The sequence below is a fragment of the Aurantimonas sp. A3-2-R12 genome (assembly GCF_036016755.1).
Classification (GTDB): domain Bacteria; phylum Pseudomonadota; class Alphaproteobacteria; order Rhizobiales; family Rhizobiaceae; genus Aurantimonas; species Aurantimonas coralicida_A.
This window is the reverse complement of sequence record NZ_JAYXIH010000011.1, coordinates 48,434-67,819: the sequence shown is the minus strand read 5'-3', so window position 1 is coordinate 67,819 and position 19,386 is coordinate 48,434. Positions and strand designations below refer to the sequence as shown.

The 19,386-nt window shown below is 64.7% G+C and carries 22 protein-coding genes; 9 read left to right on the top strand and 13 right to left on the bottom strand.

The genetic code is table 11. The features are described from left to right. The first annotated feature begins 90 nt into the window (after window positions 1–90). The gene (locus VSX60_RS08010) at window positions 91–2,397 is read left to right on the top strand and encodes an NADP-dependent malic enzyme (protein ID WP_327623623.1); all 2,307 of its coding nucleotides are present in this window, start codon (window positions 91–93) and stop codon (window positions 2,395–2,397) included. Between the two features lie 151 nt (window positions 2,398–2,548). Next, a complete protein-coding gene (locus VSX60_RS08005) occupies window positions 2,549–2,830 on the top strand; it encodes a hypothetical protein (protein WP_327623622.1) in 282 nt (93 codons plus the stop codon). Window positions 2,831–2,849: 19 nt separating this feature from the next. On the opposite strand, the gene VSX60_RS08000 is transcribed toward VSX60_RS08005, so the two are convergent. The 5 genes from VSX60_RS08000 to VSX60_RS07980 all read right to left on the bottom strand — a co-directional run bounded on the left by VSX60_RS08000 (window position 2,850) and on the right by VSX60_RS07980 (window position 7,419). After that, a complete protein-coding gene (locus tag VSX60_RS08000; protein WP_442872850.1) occupies window positions 2,850–3,776 on the bottom strand; it encodes a GNAT family N-acetyltransferase in 927 nt (308 codons plus the stop codon). Between the two features lie 127 nt (window positions 3,777–3,903). Beyond that, on the bottom strand, window positions 3,904–4,896 hold the full coding sequence (gene acuI, locus VSX60_RS07995; RefSeq protein WP_327623621.1) for an acrylyl-CoA reductase (NADPH): 993 nt from the start codon (window positions 4,894–4,896) through the stop codon (window positions 3,904–3,906). 48 nt (window positions 4,897–4,944) lie between these two features. Then, window positions 4,945–5,448 carry a signal peptidase II gene (gene lspA / locus VSX60_RS07990; protein ID WP_442873067.1) on the bottom strand — a complete coding sequence of 168 codons (504 nt, stop codon included), beginning with the start codon at window positions 5,446–5,448 and terminating at the stop codon, window positions 4,945–4,947. Continuing rightward, complete coding sequence (locus VSX60_RS07985; RefSeq protein WP_327623619.1) at window positions 5,445–6,323, bottom strand: TrmH family RNA methyltransferase; 879 nt, start codon at window positions 6,321–6,323, stop codon at window positions 5,445–5,447. The genes lspA and VSX60_RS07985 overlap by 4 nt, the downstream gene beginning before the upstream one ends. Further along, the gene (locus tag VSX60_RS07980) at window positions 6,316–7,419 is read right to left on the bottom strand and encodes a class I SAM-dependent methyltransferase (protein ID WP_327623618.1); all 1,104 of its coding nucleotides are present in this window, start codon (window positions 7,417–7,419) and stop codon (window positions 6,316–6,318) included. The genes VSX60_RS07985 and VSX60_RS07980 overlap by 8 nt, the downstream gene beginning before the upstream one ends. A gap of 143 nt (window positions 7,420–7,562) precedes the next feature. Here VSX60_RS07980 and VSX60_RS07975 point away from each other — a divergent pair, with 143 nt between their 5' ends. Next, window positions 7,563–8,039: an SRPBCC family protein gene (locus VSX60_RS07975; protein ID WP_327623617.1), complete on the top strand. Its 477-nt coding sequence runs from the start codon at window positions 7,563–7,565 to the stop codon at window positions 8,037–8,039. Window positions 8,040–8,179: 140 nt separating this feature from the next. Here VSX60_RS07975 and VSX60_RS07970 read toward each other — a convergent pair whose 3' ends face one another. The 3 genes from VSX60_RS07970 to sppA form a co-directional block, all read right to left on the bottom strand. Then, entirely contained in the window at window positions 8,180–8,563 is a 384-nt protein-coding gene (locus VSX60_RS07970; protein WP_327623616.1) for a LapA family protein, read from the bottom strand. Window positions 8,564–8,695: 132 nt separating this feature from the next. Further along, window positions 8,696–8,977, bottom strand: coding sequence for an integration host factor subunit beta (locus VSX60_RS07965; protein WP_327623615.1), 282 nt, complete (start codon window positions 8,975–8,977; stop codon window positions 8,696–8,698). 99 nt (window positions 8,978–9,076) lie between these two features. Continuing rightward, entirely contained in the window at window positions 9,077–10,060 is a 984-nt protein-coding gene (gene sppA, locus VSX60_RS07960; protein ID WP_327623614.1) for a signal peptide peptidase SppA, read from the bottom strand. A gap of 218 nt (window positions 10,061–10,278) precedes the next feature. Here sppA and lptC point away from each other — a divergent pair, with 218 nt between their 5' ends. The 6 genes from lptC to ptsN all read left to right on the top strand — a co-directional run bounded on the left by lptC (window position 10,279) and on the right by ptsN (window position 15,514). Continuing rightward, on the top strand, window positions 10,279–10,995 hold the full coding sequence (lptC, locus tag VSX60_RS07955; protein WP_327623652.1) for an LPS export ABC transporter periplasmic protein LptC: 717 nt from the start codon (window positions 10,279–10,281) through the stop codon (window positions 10,993–10,995). Between the two features lie 3 nt (window positions 10,996–10,998). Continuing rightward, window positions 10,999–11,598 carry a lipopolysaccharide transport periplasmic protein LptA gene (gene lptA / locus VSX60_RS07950; protein ID WP_327623613.1) on the top strand — a complete coding sequence of 200 codons (600 nt, stop codon included), beginning with the start codon at window positions 10,999–11,001 and terminating at the stop codon, window positions 11,596–11,598. Window positions 11,599–11,723: 125 nt separating this feature from the next. Beyond that, on the top strand, window positions 11,724–12,473 hold the full coding sequence (lptB, locus tag VSX60_RS07945) for an LPS export ABC transporter ATP-binding protein (RefSeq protein ID WP_327623651.1): 750 nt from the start codon (window positions 11,724–11,726) through the stop codon (window positions 12,471–12,473). 176 nt (window positions 12,474–12,649) lie between these two features. Then, window positions 12,650–14,161 carry an RNA polymerase factor sigma-54 gene (gene rpoN, locus VSX60_RS07940; RefSeq protein WP_327623612.1) on the top strand — a complete coding sequence of 504 codons (1,512 nt, stop codon included), beginning with the start codon at window positions 12,650–12,652 and terminating at the stop codon, window positions 14,159–14,161. Window positions 14,162–14,417: 256 nt separating this feature from the next. Beyond that, on the top strand, window positions 14,418–14,990 hold the full coding sequence (hpf, locus tag VSX60_RS07935) for a ribosome hibernation-promoting factor, HPF/YfiA family (protein WP_327623611.1): 573 nt from the start codon (window positions 14,418–14,420) through the stop codon (window positions 14,988–14,990). Window positions 14,991–15,049: 59 nt separating this feature from the next. After that, a complete protein-coding gene (gene ptsN, locus VSX60_RS07930) occupies window positions 15,050–15,514 on the top strand; it encodes a PTS IIA-like nitrogen regulatory protein PtsN (protein ID WP_327623610.1) in 465 nt (154 codons plus the stop codon). Between the two features lie 78 nt (window positions 15,515–15,592). Here the strand turns inward: ptsN and VSX60_RS07925 are convergent, their stop codons facing one another. The 5 genes from VSX60_RS07925 to arfB form a co-directional block, all read right to left on the bottom strand. After that, window positions 15,593–15,847 (bottom strand): DUF1150 domain-containing protein, encoded by a 255-nt coding sequence (locus tag VSX60_RS07925; protein WP_327623609.1) that lies wholly within the window; start codon window positions 15,845–15,847, stop codon window positions 15,593–15,595. Window positions 15,848–15,882: 35 nt separating this feature from the next. Continuing rightward, complete coding sequence (locus VSX60_RS07920) at window positions 15,883–16,317, bottom strand: Hsp20 family protein (RefSeq protein ID WP_327623608.1); 435 nt, start codon at window positions 16,315–16,317, stop codon at window positions 15,883–15,885. Window positions 16,318–16,538: 221 nt separating this feature from the next. Beyond that, entirely contained in the window at window positions 16,539–17,045 is a 507-nt protein-coding gene (msrB, locus tag VSX60_RS07915) for a peptide-methionine (R)-S-oxide reductase MsrB (protein ID WP_327623607.1), read from the bottom strand. A gap of 191 nt (window positions 17,046–17,236) precedes the next feature. After that, the gene (locus tag VSX60_RS07910; protein ID WP_327623606.1) at window positions 17,237–17,806 is read right to left on the bottom strand and encodes a fasciclin domain-containing protein; all 570 of its coding nucleotides are present in this window, start codon (window positions 17,804–17,806) and stop codon (window positions 17,237–17,239) included. 1,083 nt (window positions 17,807–18,889) lie between these two features. After that, window positions 18,890–19,324, bottom strand: a complete 435-nt coding sequence (gene arfB, locus VSX60_RS07905; protein WP_327623605.1) for an alternative ribosome rescue aminoacyl-tRNA hydrolase ArfB — start codon at window positions 19,322–19,324, stop codon at window positions 18,890–18,892. Window positions 19,325–19,386: the final 62 nt, after the last annotated feature.

Below are 19,386 nucleotides of genomic sequence, written 5' to 3'. Positions count from 1 at the left end.
GCCGCCCGGTCGTGCGGAACGCCGACGAACGCGGCCAACCATACAAGCTCCCCTCCGCTTAGCTGCGTGGCTATCGCGATGGAAGGGGAGATGAAGACAATTGCAGGGGGAAGCATGGATCAGCGCACGACAGGTCACCGCAAGCCGTCCGTCTCCGACGCCGAGGCACTGGATTTTCATTCCTCCGGGCGGCCGGGCAAGCTGGAGATCAACGCGACCAAACCGATGGCGACCCAGCGCGACCTGTCGCTCGCCTATTCGCCCGGCGTCGCCGTGCCGGTGCGCGCCATCGCGGAAGACCCGGACAAGGCGTTCGACTACACCGCGCGCGGCAACATGGTGGCCGTCATCTCCAACGGCACGGCGATTCTCGGCCTCGGCAATCTCGGCGCGCTGGCCTCCAAGCCGGTGATGGAGGGCAAGGCCGTGCTGTTCAAGCGCTTCGCCGACGTCGATTCCATCGACCTGGAGATCGACACCGAGAATGTCGACGAATTCGTCAATTGCGTGCGCCTGCTCGGCCCGTCCTTCGGCGGCATCAATCTGGAGGACATCAAGGCGCCCGACTGCTTCATCATCGAGGAGCGGCTGCGCGCGGCGATGGACATTCCGGTGTTCCACGACGACCAGCACGGCACGGCGATCATCGCCATCGCGGGGCTGATCAACGCACTCCATCTTACCGGCCGCGATCTCGCCTCGACCAAACTGGTCGTCAACGGCGCCGGCGCCGCCTCGATCGCCTGTATCGACCTCATGAAGGCGATGGGCTTTTCGCCGGAGAACGTCATCGTCTGCGATACCAAGGGGGTCATCTATCGCGGGCGCGAGGCCGGCATGAACCAATGGAAGTCCGCCCACGCCGTCGACACCGACCGGCGGACCCTGGCGGACGCCATGGACGGCGCCGATGTCGTTTTCGGTCTGTCGGCCAAGGGCGCGTTCACCCCCGACATGATCGCTTCGATGGCGAAGAATCCGATCATCTTCGCGATGGCCAACCCCGATCCGGAGATCACGCCCGAGGAAGTCGCGGACATCCGCACCGACGCGATCATGGCGACCGGGCGTTCGGACTATCCCAACCAGGTCAACAACGTCCTCGGCTTTCCCTATATCTTCCGCGGCGCGCTGGACGTGCGCGCGACGACAATCAACGAGGCGATGAAGGTCGCCGCCGCCGAAGCGCTTGCCGCTCTCGCCCGCGAGGACGTGCCCGACGACGTGGTCGCGGCCTATCGTGGCCAGCGCCCGCAATTCGGCCCGGACTACATCATCCCGGTCCCGTTCGATCCCCGCCTGATCTCGGCGATCCCGCGGGCGGTGGCCAAGGCGGCGATGGACACCGGCGTCGCGCGCCGCGCGATCACCGATTTCGACGCCTATGACAGAGAGTTGCGCTCGCGGCGCGACCCGATCGCCTCGACGCTGCAGCGCATCTTCGACGGCGTGCGGCGCGATCCCAAGCGCGTGGTCTTCGCCGAGGGTGAGGAGCCGCAGGTGATGCGGGCGGCCGTCGCCTATGTGAACCAGAATCTGGGCACCGCCATTCTGCTCGGGCGCGATGCGGAGATGCGCGAGACCGCGCGCGAGGCCGGCATCGATCTCGACCGTCCCGGCCTCGAGCTGGTCAATGCGCGGCTTTCCAACCGGGTCGACGACTATACCCAGCTGCTCTACTCCCGCCTCCAGCGAAAGGGCTACCTTCACCGCGACTGCGTCCGGATGATGCGCAACGACCGCAATCTCTTCGCCAGCGCCATGGTCGCCATGGGCGACGCCGACGCCATGGTGTCGGGCGTTACACGCAACTACCAGACGGTTCTGCAGGACGTCGGCCGGGTGCTCGACGTCAAGCCGGGCCACACGATGATCGGCGTCTCGGTCGTGCTGTGTCGGGGCCGGACAGTTCTGGTCGCCGACACCGCGGTGCATGACATGCCGAACGCGCAGGAACTCGCCGACATCGCGATCGAGGCGGCGGCGATGGCCCGCAAGCTCGGCTACGAGCCGCGCGTCGCCATGCTGGCCTACTCGACTTTCGGCAACCCGCCGGGCGAGCGGGCGCAGAAGGTGCAGGAGGCGGTCCGCATCCTCGATGGGCTGAACGTCGATTTCGAGTATGACGGCGAAATGAACGCCGACGTGGCGCTCAACGCCGAGATCATGGAGCAGTACCCGTTCTGCCGGCTTTCAGGCCCTGCCAACGTCCTGGTGATGCCGGCCTTTCATTCCGCCTCGATCGCCACCAAGATGCTGCAGGAACTGGGCGGCTCGACGGTCGTCGGGCCGCTGCTGGTCGGGCTGGAAAAGCCGGTGCAGATCGTCGCGCTGGGAGCCAAGGATTCCGAGCTCGTCAATATGGCGGCCATTGCCGCCTATGAGGCCATCGATTAACGCGCGAACAGATGTAATGGCGATCGCGACATTGCCGTCGCGACCGCGAGGAACCATGTCAGGTTCGTCAGCTTCCGTTCATCGGTGCTGTGCCAATATCGACAAGCTGCCGCCTTCGCTCGAGGCGGACGATCGCCCGAGAAAGTTCCCCATGCTGAGAACCGCCCTTATCCTCGCCCTGTCGACACTCGCGCTGACCAGTCTGGCGGCCGGTCAAGGCGGCGACGAGAATGTCATCGTCCTGCAATACGCCGCTGAACATCCGAGCGACAACGCACGATTGCCGACGGCGCCGCAACTCGGCGATTCCGTGCCGGATACGATTGCGCTGCAACAGGTCGACGGCAATTCCACGCTCGCCTATTTCTACTACAATGGCGAACCGGTGCTGGTCGATTTGAAGACCCGCAGCATCGTGCGGATCGGCCAGTAGATTAGGCCACGCGCGCCCTTCAGGCGGCGAAGCGGCTGGCGTCAGCGCCGTAGTGACCAATATAGCGCGGGTTGATGTTGGCCCGTGGCAGCACGACGAGAACGTCGGTCGTGCCGAACTGATGGTCGACGACCGCGCCTTCGCCGATATAGCCGCCCAGCCGCAAATAACCCTTGAGCAGCGGCGGCAGCGCCGCGAGCGCCCTGCGCGCATCGACCGCGTCAGCGGAGTCGGGGGGGAAAACTCCGACCTTGGCATGGGCACGCACCCGCCATTCCGCCGGCGCTGGCGCGTTCTGTCTCAAAAAGGCGAGCGGCACGGCCAGCGCCTCGGGATCGGTGCCCGCCAGCGAGGCGCAGCCGAACAACACGTCAACGTCGTGGCCGAGCACGTAGCTCCATATCCCCTGCCAGAGCAGCTCGACGGTGCGCTTGCCGCGATATTCCTTGAGGACGCAGGAGCGCCCGAGTTCGAGGAACCGCGTGCCTTCATGCCTGGCGAGCATCGGCGCGATGTCGAATTCCTGGGCGGTGTAGAAGCCGCCGGCCAGAATGGCCATCTCGCCGCGCAACAGCCGGTAGGTGCCGACGATGCGGTTCGGGATCGCGCCGCCGCGGCTGTGATCGAGAACCAGAAGGTGGTCGCAATAGCGGTCGTAGCCGTCCCGGTCCCGGCGGGTCATTTTCTGCAACTTTGACGGCTGGGCGCTCATTTCCTCGTAGAAGACGTGATAGCGCAGCTTCTGCGACGCCCTGACCTCGGCCGGCCGGCGCGCCAGGCGGACCTCGAGCTGCCCGATCCGCCCGAGAACGGGCGACATCGGATCGAACCGCCGGGTCAGGTGGCGCAACCTCGCGGGAACCGTAGCCAGACCGGCGGCGCCAGGATCCGGTGCCGTCAATCCCGCGCCGATCAGTGGCGCCTGCCTCGTGCCCTGTCCGATCATCGCATCCTCCGTCCGGCCAACTCCGCGCTGCAGTGCCATAGCGATCTACAGCGAAGAATTTGTGACCGTCCCGCCGCCACTATCACTCAAGTGGCCGCGACGAACAACGTCCCGGACGCGGGTCGGTTCACGTCATGTCGACGACGACGCGGCCGCGGATCTTGCCCTCGACGATGTCCTTGGCGGCGTCGAGGATGCCATCGAAGGTGATTTCCGTCGCGATCGACCGCAGCTTTTCCGGTTCGAGATCTTGCGACAGCCGGCGCCACGCCTCCAGCCGCCGCGGTTTCGGCGCCATCACCGAATCGACGCCGAGCAGCGAGACGCCGCGCAGAATGAACGGGGCGACCGAGGCCGGAAGGTCCATACCCTGCGCAAGCCCGCAACATGCGACGGCGCCGCCATAGGAAGTCGCCGCCAGGACGTTCGCCAGGGTGTGACTGCCGACGGCGTCGACGCCTGCGGCCCAGCGCTCCTTGGCCATCGGTTTGCCCGGCTCGGAGAGTTCGGCGCGATCGATGATTTCGGCAGCGCCGAGATCGGTCAGCCAGCCGGCTTCGTCCGGCCGGCCAGTGGACGCGATGACATGCCAGCCGAGCTTCGACAGGATCGCCGTCGCGACCGAGCCGACCCCGCCGGAAGCGCCGGTGACGACCACCGGCCCACGATCCGGCCCCATTCCGGCCTTCTCCAGCGCCAGCACGCACAGCATCGCCGTGTAACCGGCGGTGCCGATCGCCATCGCATCCTTCGGCGAAAACCGCTCGGGCAGCGGCACCAGCCAGTCGCCGTTCAGTCGGGCGCGGCCGGCATAGGCGCCGTAATGGGTCTCGCCGACGCCCCAGCCATTGAGCACGACCTTGTCGCCCTCCTTCCAGTCGGCGTGGGTCGAGCGGATCACGGTTCCCGCCAGATCGATACCCGGGATCAACGGCCAGCGGCGCACGACCGGCGCCTTGCCGGTGATGGCGAGGCCGTCCTTGTAGTTGACCGTCGTCGCCTCGACGGCGACGTCGACGTCGCCGTCCATCAGTTCGTCCGGCGCCATCTCCACGACATTCACCGACTGCTTCTTCTGCTCGTCCCGCGATACCAGGATCGCCCGAAACGTCTCGCTCATTGCATCACTCCCGTTCTGATATTCGACTGAGGGCGGGGACCGGCGATGTCAATCGCGGGGTTCACCGACCTTGGCGACCGTCCCGCGCCGCGGCGCCAGAATGAACTCCTCGACGAGGATCACGACCGCGCCCACGGTGATGAAGGCGTCGGCCAGGTTGAAAACGGCGAAATCCCAGACCGGCGTATGGAAATAAATGTAATCGACGACATAGCCGAGCCGGACCCGATCGATGAGGTTGCCGATCGCGCCACCGACGATGATCGCCAGACCGAGATGGAGGAGACGTCGCTCGGGTGGCGTCTTCACCCAGAGATAAAGGACCACCGCCAGAACGAGCCCGGACAGAAGCGACAGCCCGACATCGCCGAACCCCGCGAACATCGAAAAGGCGATGCCGGTGTTGCGGGCGTGATAAAGCGCGAGGAAGGGCAAGACCTCGATCGCTTCGCCCAGATCCATCGTGGCGACGACGAGCGCCTTGATCGCCTGGTCGGCGATGACCGCGACTGCGACGAGAATGAGGTTGAAACCGATGAACGCGCGCATCACAGGCTGAGCGCTCCCCGGCGCACTTCGAACAGCATCACGCCGGTGGCGACGGCGAGATTCAAACTGTCGGCGCGCCCCGCCTGCGGAATCCGCACCAGGACGTCGCAAGCATCGGTGAGCCGGTCGGTCAGACCGGCCTGCTCGTTGCCCATCAACAGCACTGTCGCCCCGGCGCCGTAATCGGGTTTGCGGTAGTCGATCGCTCCCGCCATGTGGGCCCCCGTGACCAGACCCTTGAACCGCTTGCGCCATTCGAGGAATTCCGCCTCGCTCGCCCGGGCCAGCGGAACCGAGAAGATCGAGCCCATCGTCGCGCGGACGGTTTCCAGCGAGAACGGGTCGACGGTCTCGCCGATCAACACGACGCCGGAGGCGCCGGCCGCGTCCGCGGTGCGCAGCACGGTGCCGAGATTGCCCGGATCGCGGACCCGGTCCAGCGCCACCACGACGTTGGTGCCGGTCACATCGAGCTTGGCGAGCGGCGTCAGCCGGCGGCGGAAGACGCCAACGGCGTTCTGGGGGTTGTCGCGGCGGGTGATGGCTTCCAGCACCTTGGCGCTTGCCTCTACGAGGTCGGCGCCGAGCGACACGGTCCGCGCCGCCGTTTTCGCCAGCAGTTCCTGGCCGATCTCGGCCTTGGCGACGATCAGGGTCTGGATTTCCCAGCCCGCGTCGAGCGCGTCGATCACCAGCTTCAGGCCTTCGGCGAGGAACAAACCGGTCTCGTCGCGATGCCGCTTCTGCGCCAGCGCGCGAATATCCTTGATGATCGGATTGGAGATGCTCGACACCTCCTTGACCCGGCCGGGGGCGCGCGTCGGCGCGAAGTGGGGCCGGGGTTCGGCGCCCGAGGCCGGTGGTGGACGATCAGACATGGTCGGCGCTCCAGCGCGAGAAGAGGGACGTCGACAGGAGGCGCGGCTCGTCGCCGGCCTCGCGGATAACGAGTTCGCCCGATTGCAGGTTGCCGCCGAGCCCGCGAAAGCTCTCGCCCATGAGCGCCGACAGGGCGTAGAACGAAGCGCGGATCGAATAGGCGGTGAGGATCACGAACAGCGGACGATCCGACAGAAGTTCACGGACGAGACCCAGAAGATAGGGCAGATCGTCGAAGAGCTGCCAGACTTCGCCTTTCGGGCCCCGGCCGAATTTCGGCGGGTCGAGCAGGATCGCGTCATAGCGGCTGCCGCGTTTGACCTCGCGCTCCACATAGCGGATCGCGTCCTCGCAGATCCAGCGGATCGGACGCGCGCCGAGCCCTGCCATCTCCTGGTTCTCCCGCGCCCAGCCAACCGCCTTCTTGGAGGCGTCGACATGAGTGACCTCGGCCCCGGCGCGGGCGGCGATGAGCGAGGCGATGCCGGTGTAGCCGAAGAGATTGAGCACGCGCACCGGGTTGTTTCCCCGTTGGCTGGCGGCGCGGATCGCGGCCTCGGCATAGGCCCAGTGCGCCGCCTGCTCGGGAAACACGCCGACATGACGGAAGGAGGTGAACCGGCCCTGATAGGACAACCCGTCATGAACGAGCGGCCAGGTCTCGCCGAGCGGCGCATGGGGAAAGCGCCAGCGGCCGGTGCCCTCCTCGTCGGTGTCGCCGGTAAAGACAGAGTCGGCCCTCTGCCAGTCATCCGGCTGCAGCCGCGGCCGCCAGATCGCTTGGTTTTCCGGCCGGCGAACCAGCAGCGGGCCATAGCGCTCCAGCTTCTCGCCGCCGCCCGAATCGATCAGCGCGTAATCTTCCGTCGGCTCCACGGTGAGGATCAGCGGCCCCTCTTCGCTCGGACGCGCGCCCGCTCGCTCAGATAGCGTCAGCCGCGTCGATGGCTCCACCGGTCGGCCGGGTCGGCCGCCCCCGCGCTGTTCGTCGCCGCCCGGGCGCGCGCGCTCCGGCCGGTCCGCCTCATGCTTGCGGGACGCCGTCCGAGCCGGTTTCGTGGCCGTCTTGTGGTTCGGCCGCCGCGTTCGCGCCAAGGCGAAACTCCCTGCTACTGTGGTTCAGAGCGCTCCTTAGCGGTTCCTTGGCGGCTTGGCAAAGCGACCAAAAACGTGCAGCAAGTCGCGAGCAACATATTGCGGGCGCCAGAACTCGCGCCCGCCAAACAGGGAGGATCAACATGGATCTGAAGGGCGAATATCGACTGTCGGCGCCACGTGAAAAGGTCTGGGCCGCGCTCAACGACCCGGACGTTCTTCGCGCCTGCATCCCCGGCTGCCAGAGCCTGGAAATGACGGGCGAGAACGAGATGGCCGCGACGGTCGTCACCAAGGTCGGCCCGGTCAAGGCAAAATTCTCGGGCGAGGTCCGTCTGGAGAATATCAACGCGCCGGAGAGCTATTCCATCGTCGGCGAGGGCAAGGGCGGTATCGCCGGCTTCGCCAAAGGTGGCGCCGACGTACACTTGGCCGAGGACGGCGCGGACACCATCCTCACCTATGATGTCAAGGCCCAGGTCGGCGGCAAGATTGCCCAGCTGGGCGGGCGGTTGATCGATTCGACCGCCAAGAAGCTCGCTGGACAGTTCTTCGATTGTTTTGCCGAGACGGTCTCAGGCGGCACGGCCACGGCCGAAGGCACGACCGAATCCGTCTGAGGCGCGGCAAGCGCCTCGGCGAAGGATCGCGGACTATCTGGAACGCAAAGGCCCGCTGCATGGCGGGCCTTTTGACGAGAGTGCGACGTAGGGCCGGCTCGGTCACCCATACCCGCAGGTTTGGTATGACGCCGCTCCTATTACGCCGCCCGTGAGGTCGCCAGTGCCGTCGAATTGGAGGCGGCCTGCCCGTAGGAGGCGCGGTCACGTTCTTCCTGGAGCTGGCGAAGTTTCGCCTTGTTCTCCTCGGTTTCACGCCGCAGCTTTTCCACCTCGTATTTGCGCTTCCAGGACTTGCGCCGGTAATGCGCCTGAGTCAGCCAGGTGCCGATCCCGCCCAGCACGACGCCGATGATCACCGACCCCATCAAAAGAATGAACAGCGGCGCCTCGAAGGCGAGCTGCGGCATCGAGCCGATCGGATCGAGCGAAACCGGGATCGCCTCGCGGTTGGCCACGCTGAAGACGACCAGCACGATGGCCAGGGGAACCAGAATGAGCAATGAAAGTATTTTCGAAATCATGCGCCTACGCCTCGGACCTCTGTCGGCTGCGGCGCCCCTGCACCGGCATCCGCGGGCCTTGTCATCGTTTGAAAATGGGCGCCAAACCGGATGCGTCAATCATTCTGACGGGTATCGCGGTCGACGCCTGCCTCACTCCTCGTTCAGGCGCTCGCGCAATTCCTTGCCGGCTTTGAAGAACGGGACCCATTTCTCCTCGACCTCGACCGCTTCGCCGGTGCGCGGATTGCGGCCCGATCGGGGCGGGCGATTCTTCACCGAGAACGCTCCGAAACCGCGCAGTTCGACCCGGTTCGACTCGCACAGCGCCTCGGTGATCTCGTCGAAGATCGCCTTAACGATCGTCTCGACGTCGCGCTGGTAGAGATGCGGGTTGCGGCTGGCGATCGCCTGCACGAGTTCCGACTTAATCAAGCGATTTTCCCCTCTTGGTGTCCGGCCCGGTCGCTTCCGACCGCCGAACTCTCAGCGCGTCCCGTTTTGCAATGAGAAACGTCAAATATTTCCACGACTTCACCGCAGTGGCGCGCGCCCATCCAAAGGCTGCCAGAGCGACACCATGCCGTCAAGGTGGCCGACCTTGCGCAAAAGGGCGGTTTCGAGCGAGGCGACGCGAGGATCTAGGCCGAAGGCGCCGAAGAGCATCGCCCTGGCGGCGGTAAAAAGCGACGCATAGCCTTCGGTCTCGGGTTCCCGCTCGACAATTTTGAGCCCCTTCGTCACACCGCGATCATCCTCCAGCCAGCGCCGCACCTCGGCTTCGCCGCCCAGCGCATCGACCAGCTTGCGCTCGAGCCCCTGGCTGCCGGTGAAGATCGAGCCGTCGGCGAGCGCGCGCGCCTCGGACAGACTCATGTCGCGCCGTTCGGCGACCAGCGCGACGAACCATTCGTAGGTGTCCATGATCAGGCGGCGGATCATCGCCTTGGCCTCCTCCGGCGCGGGCGCGAAGGGCGAGGGCTCGGCCTTCATCGGGGAGGATTTGATCGCGTTGACCTCGACGCCGATGGTGTCGAGCAGCTTGGACGCATCGACATATTGGAAGATCACCCCGATGGAGCCGACGATGGAGGTTCGCCGGGCGACGATGTGATCGGCGCCGGAAGCGATCATGTAGCCGGCCGAGGCGGCGAGCGTTCCGACCTCGGCGGCCACCGGCTTGACGGCGGCGATGGCGCGCACCGCTTCGTAGAGCGCCTCGCCGCCCACGGTCGTTCCACCCGGCGAATCGATCCGCAGTACCACGGCCTTGACCGCGTCGTCGTCCTTGACCTTTTCGAGAAGGTCGAGAAGGTCAAGGTCTTCGGTAATCAGGCCCTCGATCGCCACTCTGGCGATCTGATCGCGCGACGAAAACGTGGCGGCGCCGTCAAAACCGGAGAAAACGGCGGCGGCGAGGGCGGCGAGCGCCACGACGACCACCGCCGCCACGCGCCAGAAGCTCAGCTTGCGGCGCAGCCGACGGCGATCGATCAGGTCCTCGGCGGTTGCGGACATGGACGGCTCCATAGGATTGCGCGTTGCGGCGAGGGTTAGCCGGAACCGCGCGTCCTGTGAAGCCACACGAAACGTTCATTCCCTCAGGTTAAGAATTTACGGCAAGTTTTTGGCTTCGACGCAAAAAGCCCGTATTGCTGTCGGATCGCCGTAAGTCTGGACAAGGCGCATCGCGGGCGTCGATGGACCGAGCCAGGACGGAGAGGACCCGATTGACGGTGGACACGAACCCAACCGGAAGGCGCGCAGCCAGGCTGATGGCCTCGCCGGCGAGGCCTACCGGGCACGGCGCGAGCACGCGGACCGAGCGGGAATTCGCGCGGGCACGACGGCACTCGCGCCTCGTGCGGGTGTTGAAGATCGGCCTGCCGGCGGTCGCGGCGCTGATCGTCGCCTTCGGAATCGCGGTGACCTGGCTGGCCCGCGGCCTGCCGGACAACGTTTCCGTCGCCGACACCTCGATCTCTGACGGCCGGGTGGTGATGCAGGCGCCACGCATGTCGGGGCTCGACAGCAGCAATCGGCCCTACGATCTGGTCGCCGAGCGCGCCATCCAGTCACTGAACGGCGGCGGTGTCGATCTGGAAATGGTGAAGGCCACAGTCTCCGTCGATGACGATACAACCGCCGACATCACGGCGGAATCGGGCAACTACGATCAAACCAACCAGAGATTGCAGCTCCGCGACGGGATCACCGTCGAGACGACGAGCGGCATCTCGATCAATCTGGCGGCGGCCGACATCGATCTCGCAGAAGGAACCCTGGACGGCGAGGGACCCGTCGCGATCGATACCCCGGCCCAGACCATTCGCTCGGACACGCTCACCGTATCGGAGGGAGGCAAGGTCTTTTCCTTCGGCGGGCGCGTTAAAATGGTTCTCAATCCGGGCCCGTCCTCCGATAGTCAAGAACAAGCCTCGAGAAACGAGTAAGATATGCGATCGTCAAAATTCGGCCGCGCGGTTCCCTTGTATGCCGCCCTGTTCGCGAGCCTGATCTTCGCCGCGCCCGTGTCGGCGCAGCAGGGGCTCGGCGAGAGTTTCACCGGCCTCCAGATCAATGGCGACCAACCGATCTCGATCGAGTCGAACCAGCTCGACGTCGATGACAACAAGGCGGTCGCCACCTTCACCGGCAATGTCCAGGTGTCGCAGGGCGAGACGGAACTGAGGACCGGCAAGCTTGTGGTTTCCTATACCAAGGCGCAGGAGGGAGCGTCCGGCGGAAAAACGGGCACCAGCGCGCTGCCGGGCGGTTCCAGCCAGATCGAGCGACTGGAGGCGAGCGAGAAGGTCTATGTGAAATCCGCCGATCAGGTCGCGACCGCCGAACAGGCGACCTTCGATATGAAAAGCGAAGTGGTCGTGATGACCGGAAACGTCGTCCTGTCGCAGGGTCAGAACGTCGCCGAGGGCTGCCGGCTGACAATCCAGATGCAGACGGGTCTCGCCCGCCTCGAAAGCACGAATTGCGGTGATGGCGACAGTGGCGGCAGTGGCGGCCGGGTACGAATGATGCTGACGCCGGACCAGTAGCAGCGATTGGTAGAGCCATTGAGGTCGAACGCGTGAAGTTTCAAACGACCGCCGAATCCGGGACGTCGGCACAGATTCGGCGCCGCTCGCCCGCCGAGGGCGACGCCGTTTCCGGTCCAGAAGGGGTGGGTCAGGATCGTCCCGACGACGCCGTCGGGACGCTCTATGCCACGGGGCTGACCAAGACCTACCGCGGCAGGCGCGTCGTCGACGACGTGCGGCTCGGCGTGCGCCGCGGCGAAGCCGTTGGCCTGCTCGGCCCGAACGGCGCCGGCAAGACGACCTGCTTCTACATGATCACCGGGCTCGTTCCCGTCGACGCCGGCCGCATCGTCCTCGACGGCCACGACATCACCAGCGTCCCGATGTATCGGCGCTCACGGCTGGGGATCGGCTATCTTCCCCAAGAGGCCTCGATCTTCCGCGGCCTGTCGGTCGAGGACAATATTCGCGCCGTTCTGGAGGTGGTCGAGCCCGATCGCGCAGTCCGCGAGCGCGAGCTCACTGCGCTGCTCGAGGAATTCAACATCAGTCATTTGCGCAAGCAGGCCTCGACCTCGCTCTCCGGCGGCGAGCGCCGACGCTGCGAGATCGCGCGCGCGCTTGCCTCCAAGCCGACCTTCATGCTGCTCGACGAACCCTTCGCCGGTGTCGACCCCATCGCCGTCTCGGACATTCAGGGGCTGGTCCGGCACCTGACCAAGCGCGGTATCGGCGTGCTGATCACCGATCACAACGTCCGCGAGACGCTGGGGCTGATCGACCGCGCCTATATCATGCACGCCGGCGCCGTCCTGACGCACGGTCGGCCTCAGGAGATCGTCGACAACGCCGATGTGCGCCGCTTCTATCTCGGCAACGAATTCAGCTTCTGAGCCGCGACAGCGCCGCCGCGCGACGATTGACAAAGAACGCGACGACCCGCTTTGATGAGGCGGCAAGGGTTGCCGCCCGTCCAGCTTTCGCGGGCAAGTGCCGGGCGGCGCGTGCGCGGTGCCGGGGCACCGCGCCATCGCAGCAGCCCACACCTAGGTGAGTATATCGGCGTCTCATGGCTCTTTCCGCCAAACTGCACATGCGGCAGACGCAATCGCTGGTGATGACGCCCCAGCTGCTGCAATCGATTCGCCTGCTCCAATACAGCCATCTCGAACTGAAAGCCTTCGTCGAGACCGAGATGGAGCGCAATCCGTTGATCACGGATGCCGATACGGCCGCGCCGGACGAGCCCGCGCCCGAGAGCCCGGACGGCCATCCGGCCGATACGGACAAGGCCGCCGGCGAGGATCCGGAGCATGGCGGCTTGACCGGCGCCGCGAGCGATGGCGCGGCCTTCGAGAGCGGCTTTTCAGGACGCGATGACGCCGGCGACGACAGGCCAGCGCAATCCGGCCCGAGCCTGCGCGGCGAGACGCGCCTGATCGGGACCGGTTCCGATTTCGGCATCGACGACCTGGCGGACAACCGCCCGTCCCTTCACGCCCACGCGCGCGGTGAAGTCGCCGACGCGCTGGCGCCTGGCCTGGAGCGCAAGATCGGCGAGGCGATGATCGAGCTTCTCGACGAGTGCGGCTATTTGCGGATCACCCCGGAGAGTTTCGCCGCCGATCTCGGCGTTGCGGTGACCGACGTCGAAGCGGCGCTCGTGATCCTTCAGCGCGAAGCGACGCCGCCCGGGCTGTTCGCACGCGATCTTGCCGAATGCCTGATGCTCCAGCTGCAACGCCAGGGCCGGTTCGACCCGGTCATGCGGACCGTTCTCGCCCATCTCGATCTGCTTGCCCGGCGCGACTTCGCCGCGCTCCGACGCCTCACCGGCGAGGACGAGGCCGGCCTGATGGACATCCTCGCCGAGATCCGCGGCCTCGATCCCAAACCCGGACACGCCTTCGATCATGAGGGTTTCGAGACCCTCATTCCCGACGTCATCGTCACCGAAGCGCCGGATGGCGGCTGGCGGGTCGAACTCAACCCGGACGCGTTGCCCCGTGTGCTCGTCGACAACGCCTATCTGCGCACCGTGCGCGGCGGCTGCCTGTCGGATGACGATCGCGCCTTCATCGGCGAATGCCAGCAATCGGCCAACTGGCTGGTGCGCTCGCTCGACCAGCGGGCCAAGACGATCGTCAAGGTCGCGAGCGAGATCGTGCGCCGCCAGGACGGGTTTTTGACCCATGGAATTAAGGGGCTGAAGCCGATGACGCTGATGGCGGTCGCCGAAGCGATCGGCATGCATGAATCGACCGTCAGCCGGGTCACCGCGTCAAAATTCATCGCGACGCCACGCGGCACATTCGAGATGCGCTTCTTCTTCACCGTTGCAATCGCCTCGGCGCATGGTGGCGACGCCCATTCGGCCGAGACGGTCAAGCATCGAATCAGGGCGCTGATCGACGCCGAAAGCCAGGGCAAGGTCATGTCCGACGACGACATTGCCGCCATCCTTCACAAGGAAGGCGTCGATCTGGCGCGGCGAACCGTCGCGAAATACCGCGAGGCGCTCGGCATTCCGTCGTCGATCCAGCGTCGGCGCGAGATGAACGCGCGGCGGCTGGCCTCTTGACGAGGGACCGCGGGGTGGCGCAGACCAGATGGATGCTCGGGCTTTTGCGGAAAGGGGGATGGGCCATGATCCCCGCGTTGACAGTCTTGGCGTTCATCCCTAGAAGGCGCCACTTCGTGAATTCAGTCGGATCCGCGCGATCCGGCACCGTCGCCGCGTGAAAATTGCGGACCAAACGGCATCCAACGCCCGCCCGGCGCGTTTCACTTGACCGGCACCAGAGGCCGAAACGGTCATCTCACAGGAGCTTTCAAGCATGAGCCTTCGTGTATCGGGAAAGCACATGGACGTCGGCGAGGCGTTCCGGACGCGGATCGAGGAACGGCTGAGCGAAGCCGTCGACAAATATTTTGACGGCAATTTCTCCGGCACCGTCGTGATCTCGAAAAACGCCGCCCGCTATTCGTCCGATTGCACCTTGCACCTCGACACCGGCGTGGTTTTCCAGGCCGCCGGTGAGGCGCATGATCCAGAGTCCAGCTTTGCCGACGCCGCCGAGCGCATCGAGAAGCGTCTCAGGCGCTACAAGCGCCGGCTCAAGGATCACCGCCCACACGTCAACGGCCGCGACATGGCCTACTCCGTCATGGCGGCGATCCCAGATGAAGAGGAAGAAATTCCCGAGGACTTCTCGCCGGCGATCATCGCCGAAACCACGCTGAAGGTCGGAACGCACTCGGTCGCCGGCGCGGTGATGGAACTCGACCGACAGGACGGTCCGGTCGTGGTCTTCCGCAATGCCAAATCCGGGGATCTCAACATCGTCTTCCGGCGACCCGACGGCAATTACGGCTGGGTGGATCCATCAACCTACGCTGGCGACACTTGAGCGCCGCGCAAGGTTCAAGGCTCAGGTTGACGCGCTCCGCAGCAAGAGGCACCTCAGCGATGGATTTCGAGACGCTCATCGAACCGGCGGCGATTCTGCCCGCCTTGCGGGCCACATCGAAGAAACAGGTGCTTCAGGAACTCGCCGAGAAAGCAGCGTCGCTGACGGGGCTGCCCGAGCGCGAGGTGTTCGAGACCATCCTGCAGCGCGAAAAGCTCGGATCGACCGGCGTCGGCAACGGCATCGCCATCCCGCATGGCAAGCTTCAGGCGCTCGATCACATCGTTGGTGTTTTCGCGCGGCTGACGCGCCCGGTCGATTTCGACGCGCTCGACGACCAGCCGGTCGACCTCGTCTTCCTGCTGCTCGCGCCGGAGGGGTCGGGTGCCGACCATCTCAAGGCTCTGTCCAAGGTCGCGCGGTTGTTGCGCAATCGGGATACCGTCGCCAATATCCGCGACGCGCGCGATGCCGGTTCGCTCTACGCGCTGATGACCAGCGCCTCGGCGCAGAACGCCGCCTGATTTTCTCCACCTCTCACGAAAAAGGCGACCACGCCGGTCCGGCATGGTCGCCCTGATCTGTCGTCGTGGTCGTTGCAGTCAGTGGAGGCTGACCGTCTCCAACTCGTTTTCGTTGGCGCTCGCCAGGATGCTGCCGCGGTCGTCGGACACCGCCAGCGGCGTGCCGTCGGCCGAGAACAAGGCCCACAGATTGAGCCCGGGGCGGATCGATTGCGCGGCGGGAAACCGCGCGCGCATCTCGTCCGAGGTCATCTGGCGCAGATACGCGACGTGGCCCTCGCCGATGGCGGCAAGATCGGTCTCGCTGACAGTCGAAATCTGGTGTTCGGTCATGGCACCGTCTCCTTTAAAGGCTACGCGATACTCGGTCAGTCGGCGACCGCGATCTCGATCTTCTTAACGATTCGCTCAGGCTCCGGCTTTGCCAGATCGATGAACAAAAGCCCGTTCTTCAACCGCGCTCCGATGATCCGCATACCGTCCGCGAGCAGGAAGCATTTCTGAAACTGCCGCGCGGCGATGCCGCGATGCAGATATTCGCGCTCGGTCTCGTCGTTCTGGCGACCGCGGATCAAAAGCTGGTTCTCTTCGGTCGTGACCTCCAACTCCTCCGGCCTGAAACCGGCGACCGCAAGGGTAATGCGGATCAGGTCGTCGCATATCTCACCGTCCTTGCCAGGCCGGATACGTTCGATATTATAGGGCGGGTAGCCGTCGCCAGCCTTAACAATCCGCTCAAGGGTCTTTTCGACACTGTCGAAGCCAAGCAGAAGCGGGCTGGAAAACGGCGTCATACGGCTCATCGGTCTGCCAAGTCCTTCAAGAAGCGACTTTCTGGGAGATGGCCCTTTAGCGGCACCTTCTCCGGCTTTCACTTCTCCATATGGCGTCGCCTGTCCGGCCATTCAATCCATCGCGCCGGTGCCGTGGATGTCACGATACTGGCACCGTTTCCTTGCCAAACGGAAAACGGCGACCCGAGCCAGGCCGCCGTTGGCTTGTCCAGTCGAACCTGCCCGTCGGGTCAGGAGGCGGTGGTCGCGCCCGGCTTGAAGGCTAGCGCCACGCCGTTCAGGCAATGCCGCTTGCCAGTCGGCGCCGGACCATCGTCGAAGATATGGCCGAAATGCCCGCCGCAGGTGGCGCAGTGGACTTCGGTTCGCGGATAGATCAGCGCGTAGTCCGTCCTGGTGCCGATCGCCGACGCCGACAGCGGCGCCCAAAAGCTCGGCCAACCGGTCTTGGAATCATACTTGTTCGCCGAGGAATATGCCGGCGTATCGCAGCCGGCGCAGGCATAGACGCCAGCCTGCTTGTTGTCGTTGAGCGGGCTGGTGAAGGGGCGCTCGGTCGATTCCTCACGCAGCACGGCAAACTGTTCCGGCGTCAGCTTGGCGCGCCACTCGTCCGGGGTCAGCGATACCGGAAACGCCGCTTCGCGGCTTTTCGCGCGCGAGCCGAAAAACAGACCGCCGCCGATGGCCGTCGCGGCCATCGCCGCGGTGCTCAGCAGAAAATTGCGTCTCATCATGATGATCTCCCTGGTTCGACGAGGCGGCATTCGCCGTCACTCCCCGGCCGCACGGGTAGTTGCCACGTCGCGGCGCGGCAGCCGATCGTCGCGACAATAGGGGCACTGAGGCCCCCGCGCCATTCACGAAGGGCGCGGGGGCGATCACATCGGCAGGAGCGACATCAGCCCGCCGTGGTCAGGACCGAGCCTTATTTCGGCATCAGCACGCTATCGATCACATGCACGACGCCGTTTGCCTGCATGACGTCGGCCTGGGTGACCGTCGCGGCATTGCCGGATTCGTCGATGACGACCAGCTTGTCGCCGTCCATCTGCAGCGTCAGCGTGCCGCCGGAAACGGTGGTAACATTATGCTTGCCGCCATCGTCCTTGATCATCTGCATCGCCGCCTCGGACGTCGCAGCCGCCGGCACCACATGATAGGTCAGGATCTTGGTGAGCTGATCCTTGTTTTCGGGCTTCAGCAGCGTCTCGACCGTGCCGTCGGGAAGCTTCTCGAACGCTTCGTTGGTCGGCGCGAAGACCGTGAACGGTCCCTCGCCGGCGAGCGTCTCGACGAGGCCGGCGGCCTTCACCGCGGCGACCAGCGTCGTGAGATTGTCGGCGGCCGATGCATTTTCCGGAATGGTCTTGGCCGGGTCCATCGGCGCGCCGCCGACCATCGGCATGTCCTGGGCGAAACTGGCCGAGGTGACGCCCACGGTTCCGACGGCGATGAGCGAGGCGATGGCGGTGGTGCGGATCAGAGTCTTGATCATGTTGGAAGTCTCCCTGTTTCGTTGGTGAAACGTTCCGTCCCGACTTGGGAGGATGCGGGAGATACGAAGCCGGCCGCGCCCGGCTTCACTTTTCGCGATCACGTAATCGTCAGGACTGAGGGCGGATTTTGATCACCAAACCTCGTTAACTCTGTATTTGCAATCCGCGCTGATCGGGCAACAAGTTGATTTCTAACCCGATCCTATCTTGACTGCAGCGTAGCTCTCAAAATTGGCGTCTCCGGGAGTTTGACACCGGAATGGGTCAGCTTGCTTCTCCATTTCATCTAGCAGCCGCGTCGCGCCTCTATGACAGAATGCCAGCATCTCTCCATTCAGCGTGTCACGCTCTTTGTCAGAGCCGTAAATAAATTTAGCCCAATCTGGGAGTATTTGATCGTCATAGTAACCGACCTCTTGGGAATTTATCTGTGGCTGAAGCCCAAGCTCACTATCAGATATGATCGCGATTTTCCCATGGAAGCTTCGATAGGCCGGAATGATGTTATTCGTGATTGTTAGATGCCATCCGATCCGTTCCGGATTTTCCTCTTCGCTGATCCCGACTATGAAATAAGCGGCGAGCGCTAGAAAGGGAATCGCGTTCCCGTGGGCTGAAAGGCCTCCGGGCACATAGTATGATTAGGCAGGCTGCGCACCTCTTCCTTTGGATCGTTCTGCAGTTTGTATCTATCGCGATGACATGATCGTACGCGTGTAGCGCACGCGTTGGATCGAACGTCGTGCTTCCCGTCGACGGCACCGACGATGTAATCTTTGGTTTGCCGGAATCGCGATCGTAGCTGCGAACCGTCTTAGTCGAACCTTCTTCGGCTTCCGATACTTCGACCGCGTCGCGCTCGAAGTCATAAGTAACGCAAATTTCGCCGCTTTCACGAGTATCGACGATCGCATAAGCGTAATCTCGCCGGACGCGGGTTTTGCTGTTCTTTGCCATGCCCAGAAGATCGTTGTTACGATTGCGATTGGCAAGATGGTTTTTGCGGTCGAGCATGCCTTGCAAAAGGCGCTTTGGTGCAAAACGATCTTAATCCAAGTAGCGGCCGATTCCCGCCTCCCCCCTCAATCATCCACGCTCCCGCGCATCCGCTTGGTCTGGGAACGGCCTTTCTTGGCTTTCAGCCGGCGCTCGATCGAGCCTTTGGTCGGCCTGGTCTTGCGGCGCGGCGGCGGCGGCGGCTTCAGCGCCTCGCGCACCAGCTCGGCCAGCCGCTCCCTGGCGTCCTCGCGGTTGCGCTCCTGGCTGCGAAAGCGCGAGGCCTCGATGAGGACGTCCCCATCCTTGGTCGCCCGCTGACCGGCCAACCGCAACAGTCGGCGATGCGCATCGGGATGCAGCGCGGTGGACTGACTCCCGAGGAACCGGAGCTGCACCGCCGTCGAGACCTTGTTGACGTTCTGGCCGCCCGGGCCGCCGGCGCGGATGAATTGCTCCTCGAGATCGGCGTCGGGAATCGTCACCCGATCGTTGATCTTGAGATCGTGCTCCCCCGCCATTTGCCTCGCCCTTCGCTTGCCGCCCGGCTTCCCTTGCGATCCCGGTCCGGCCTGATCGCACT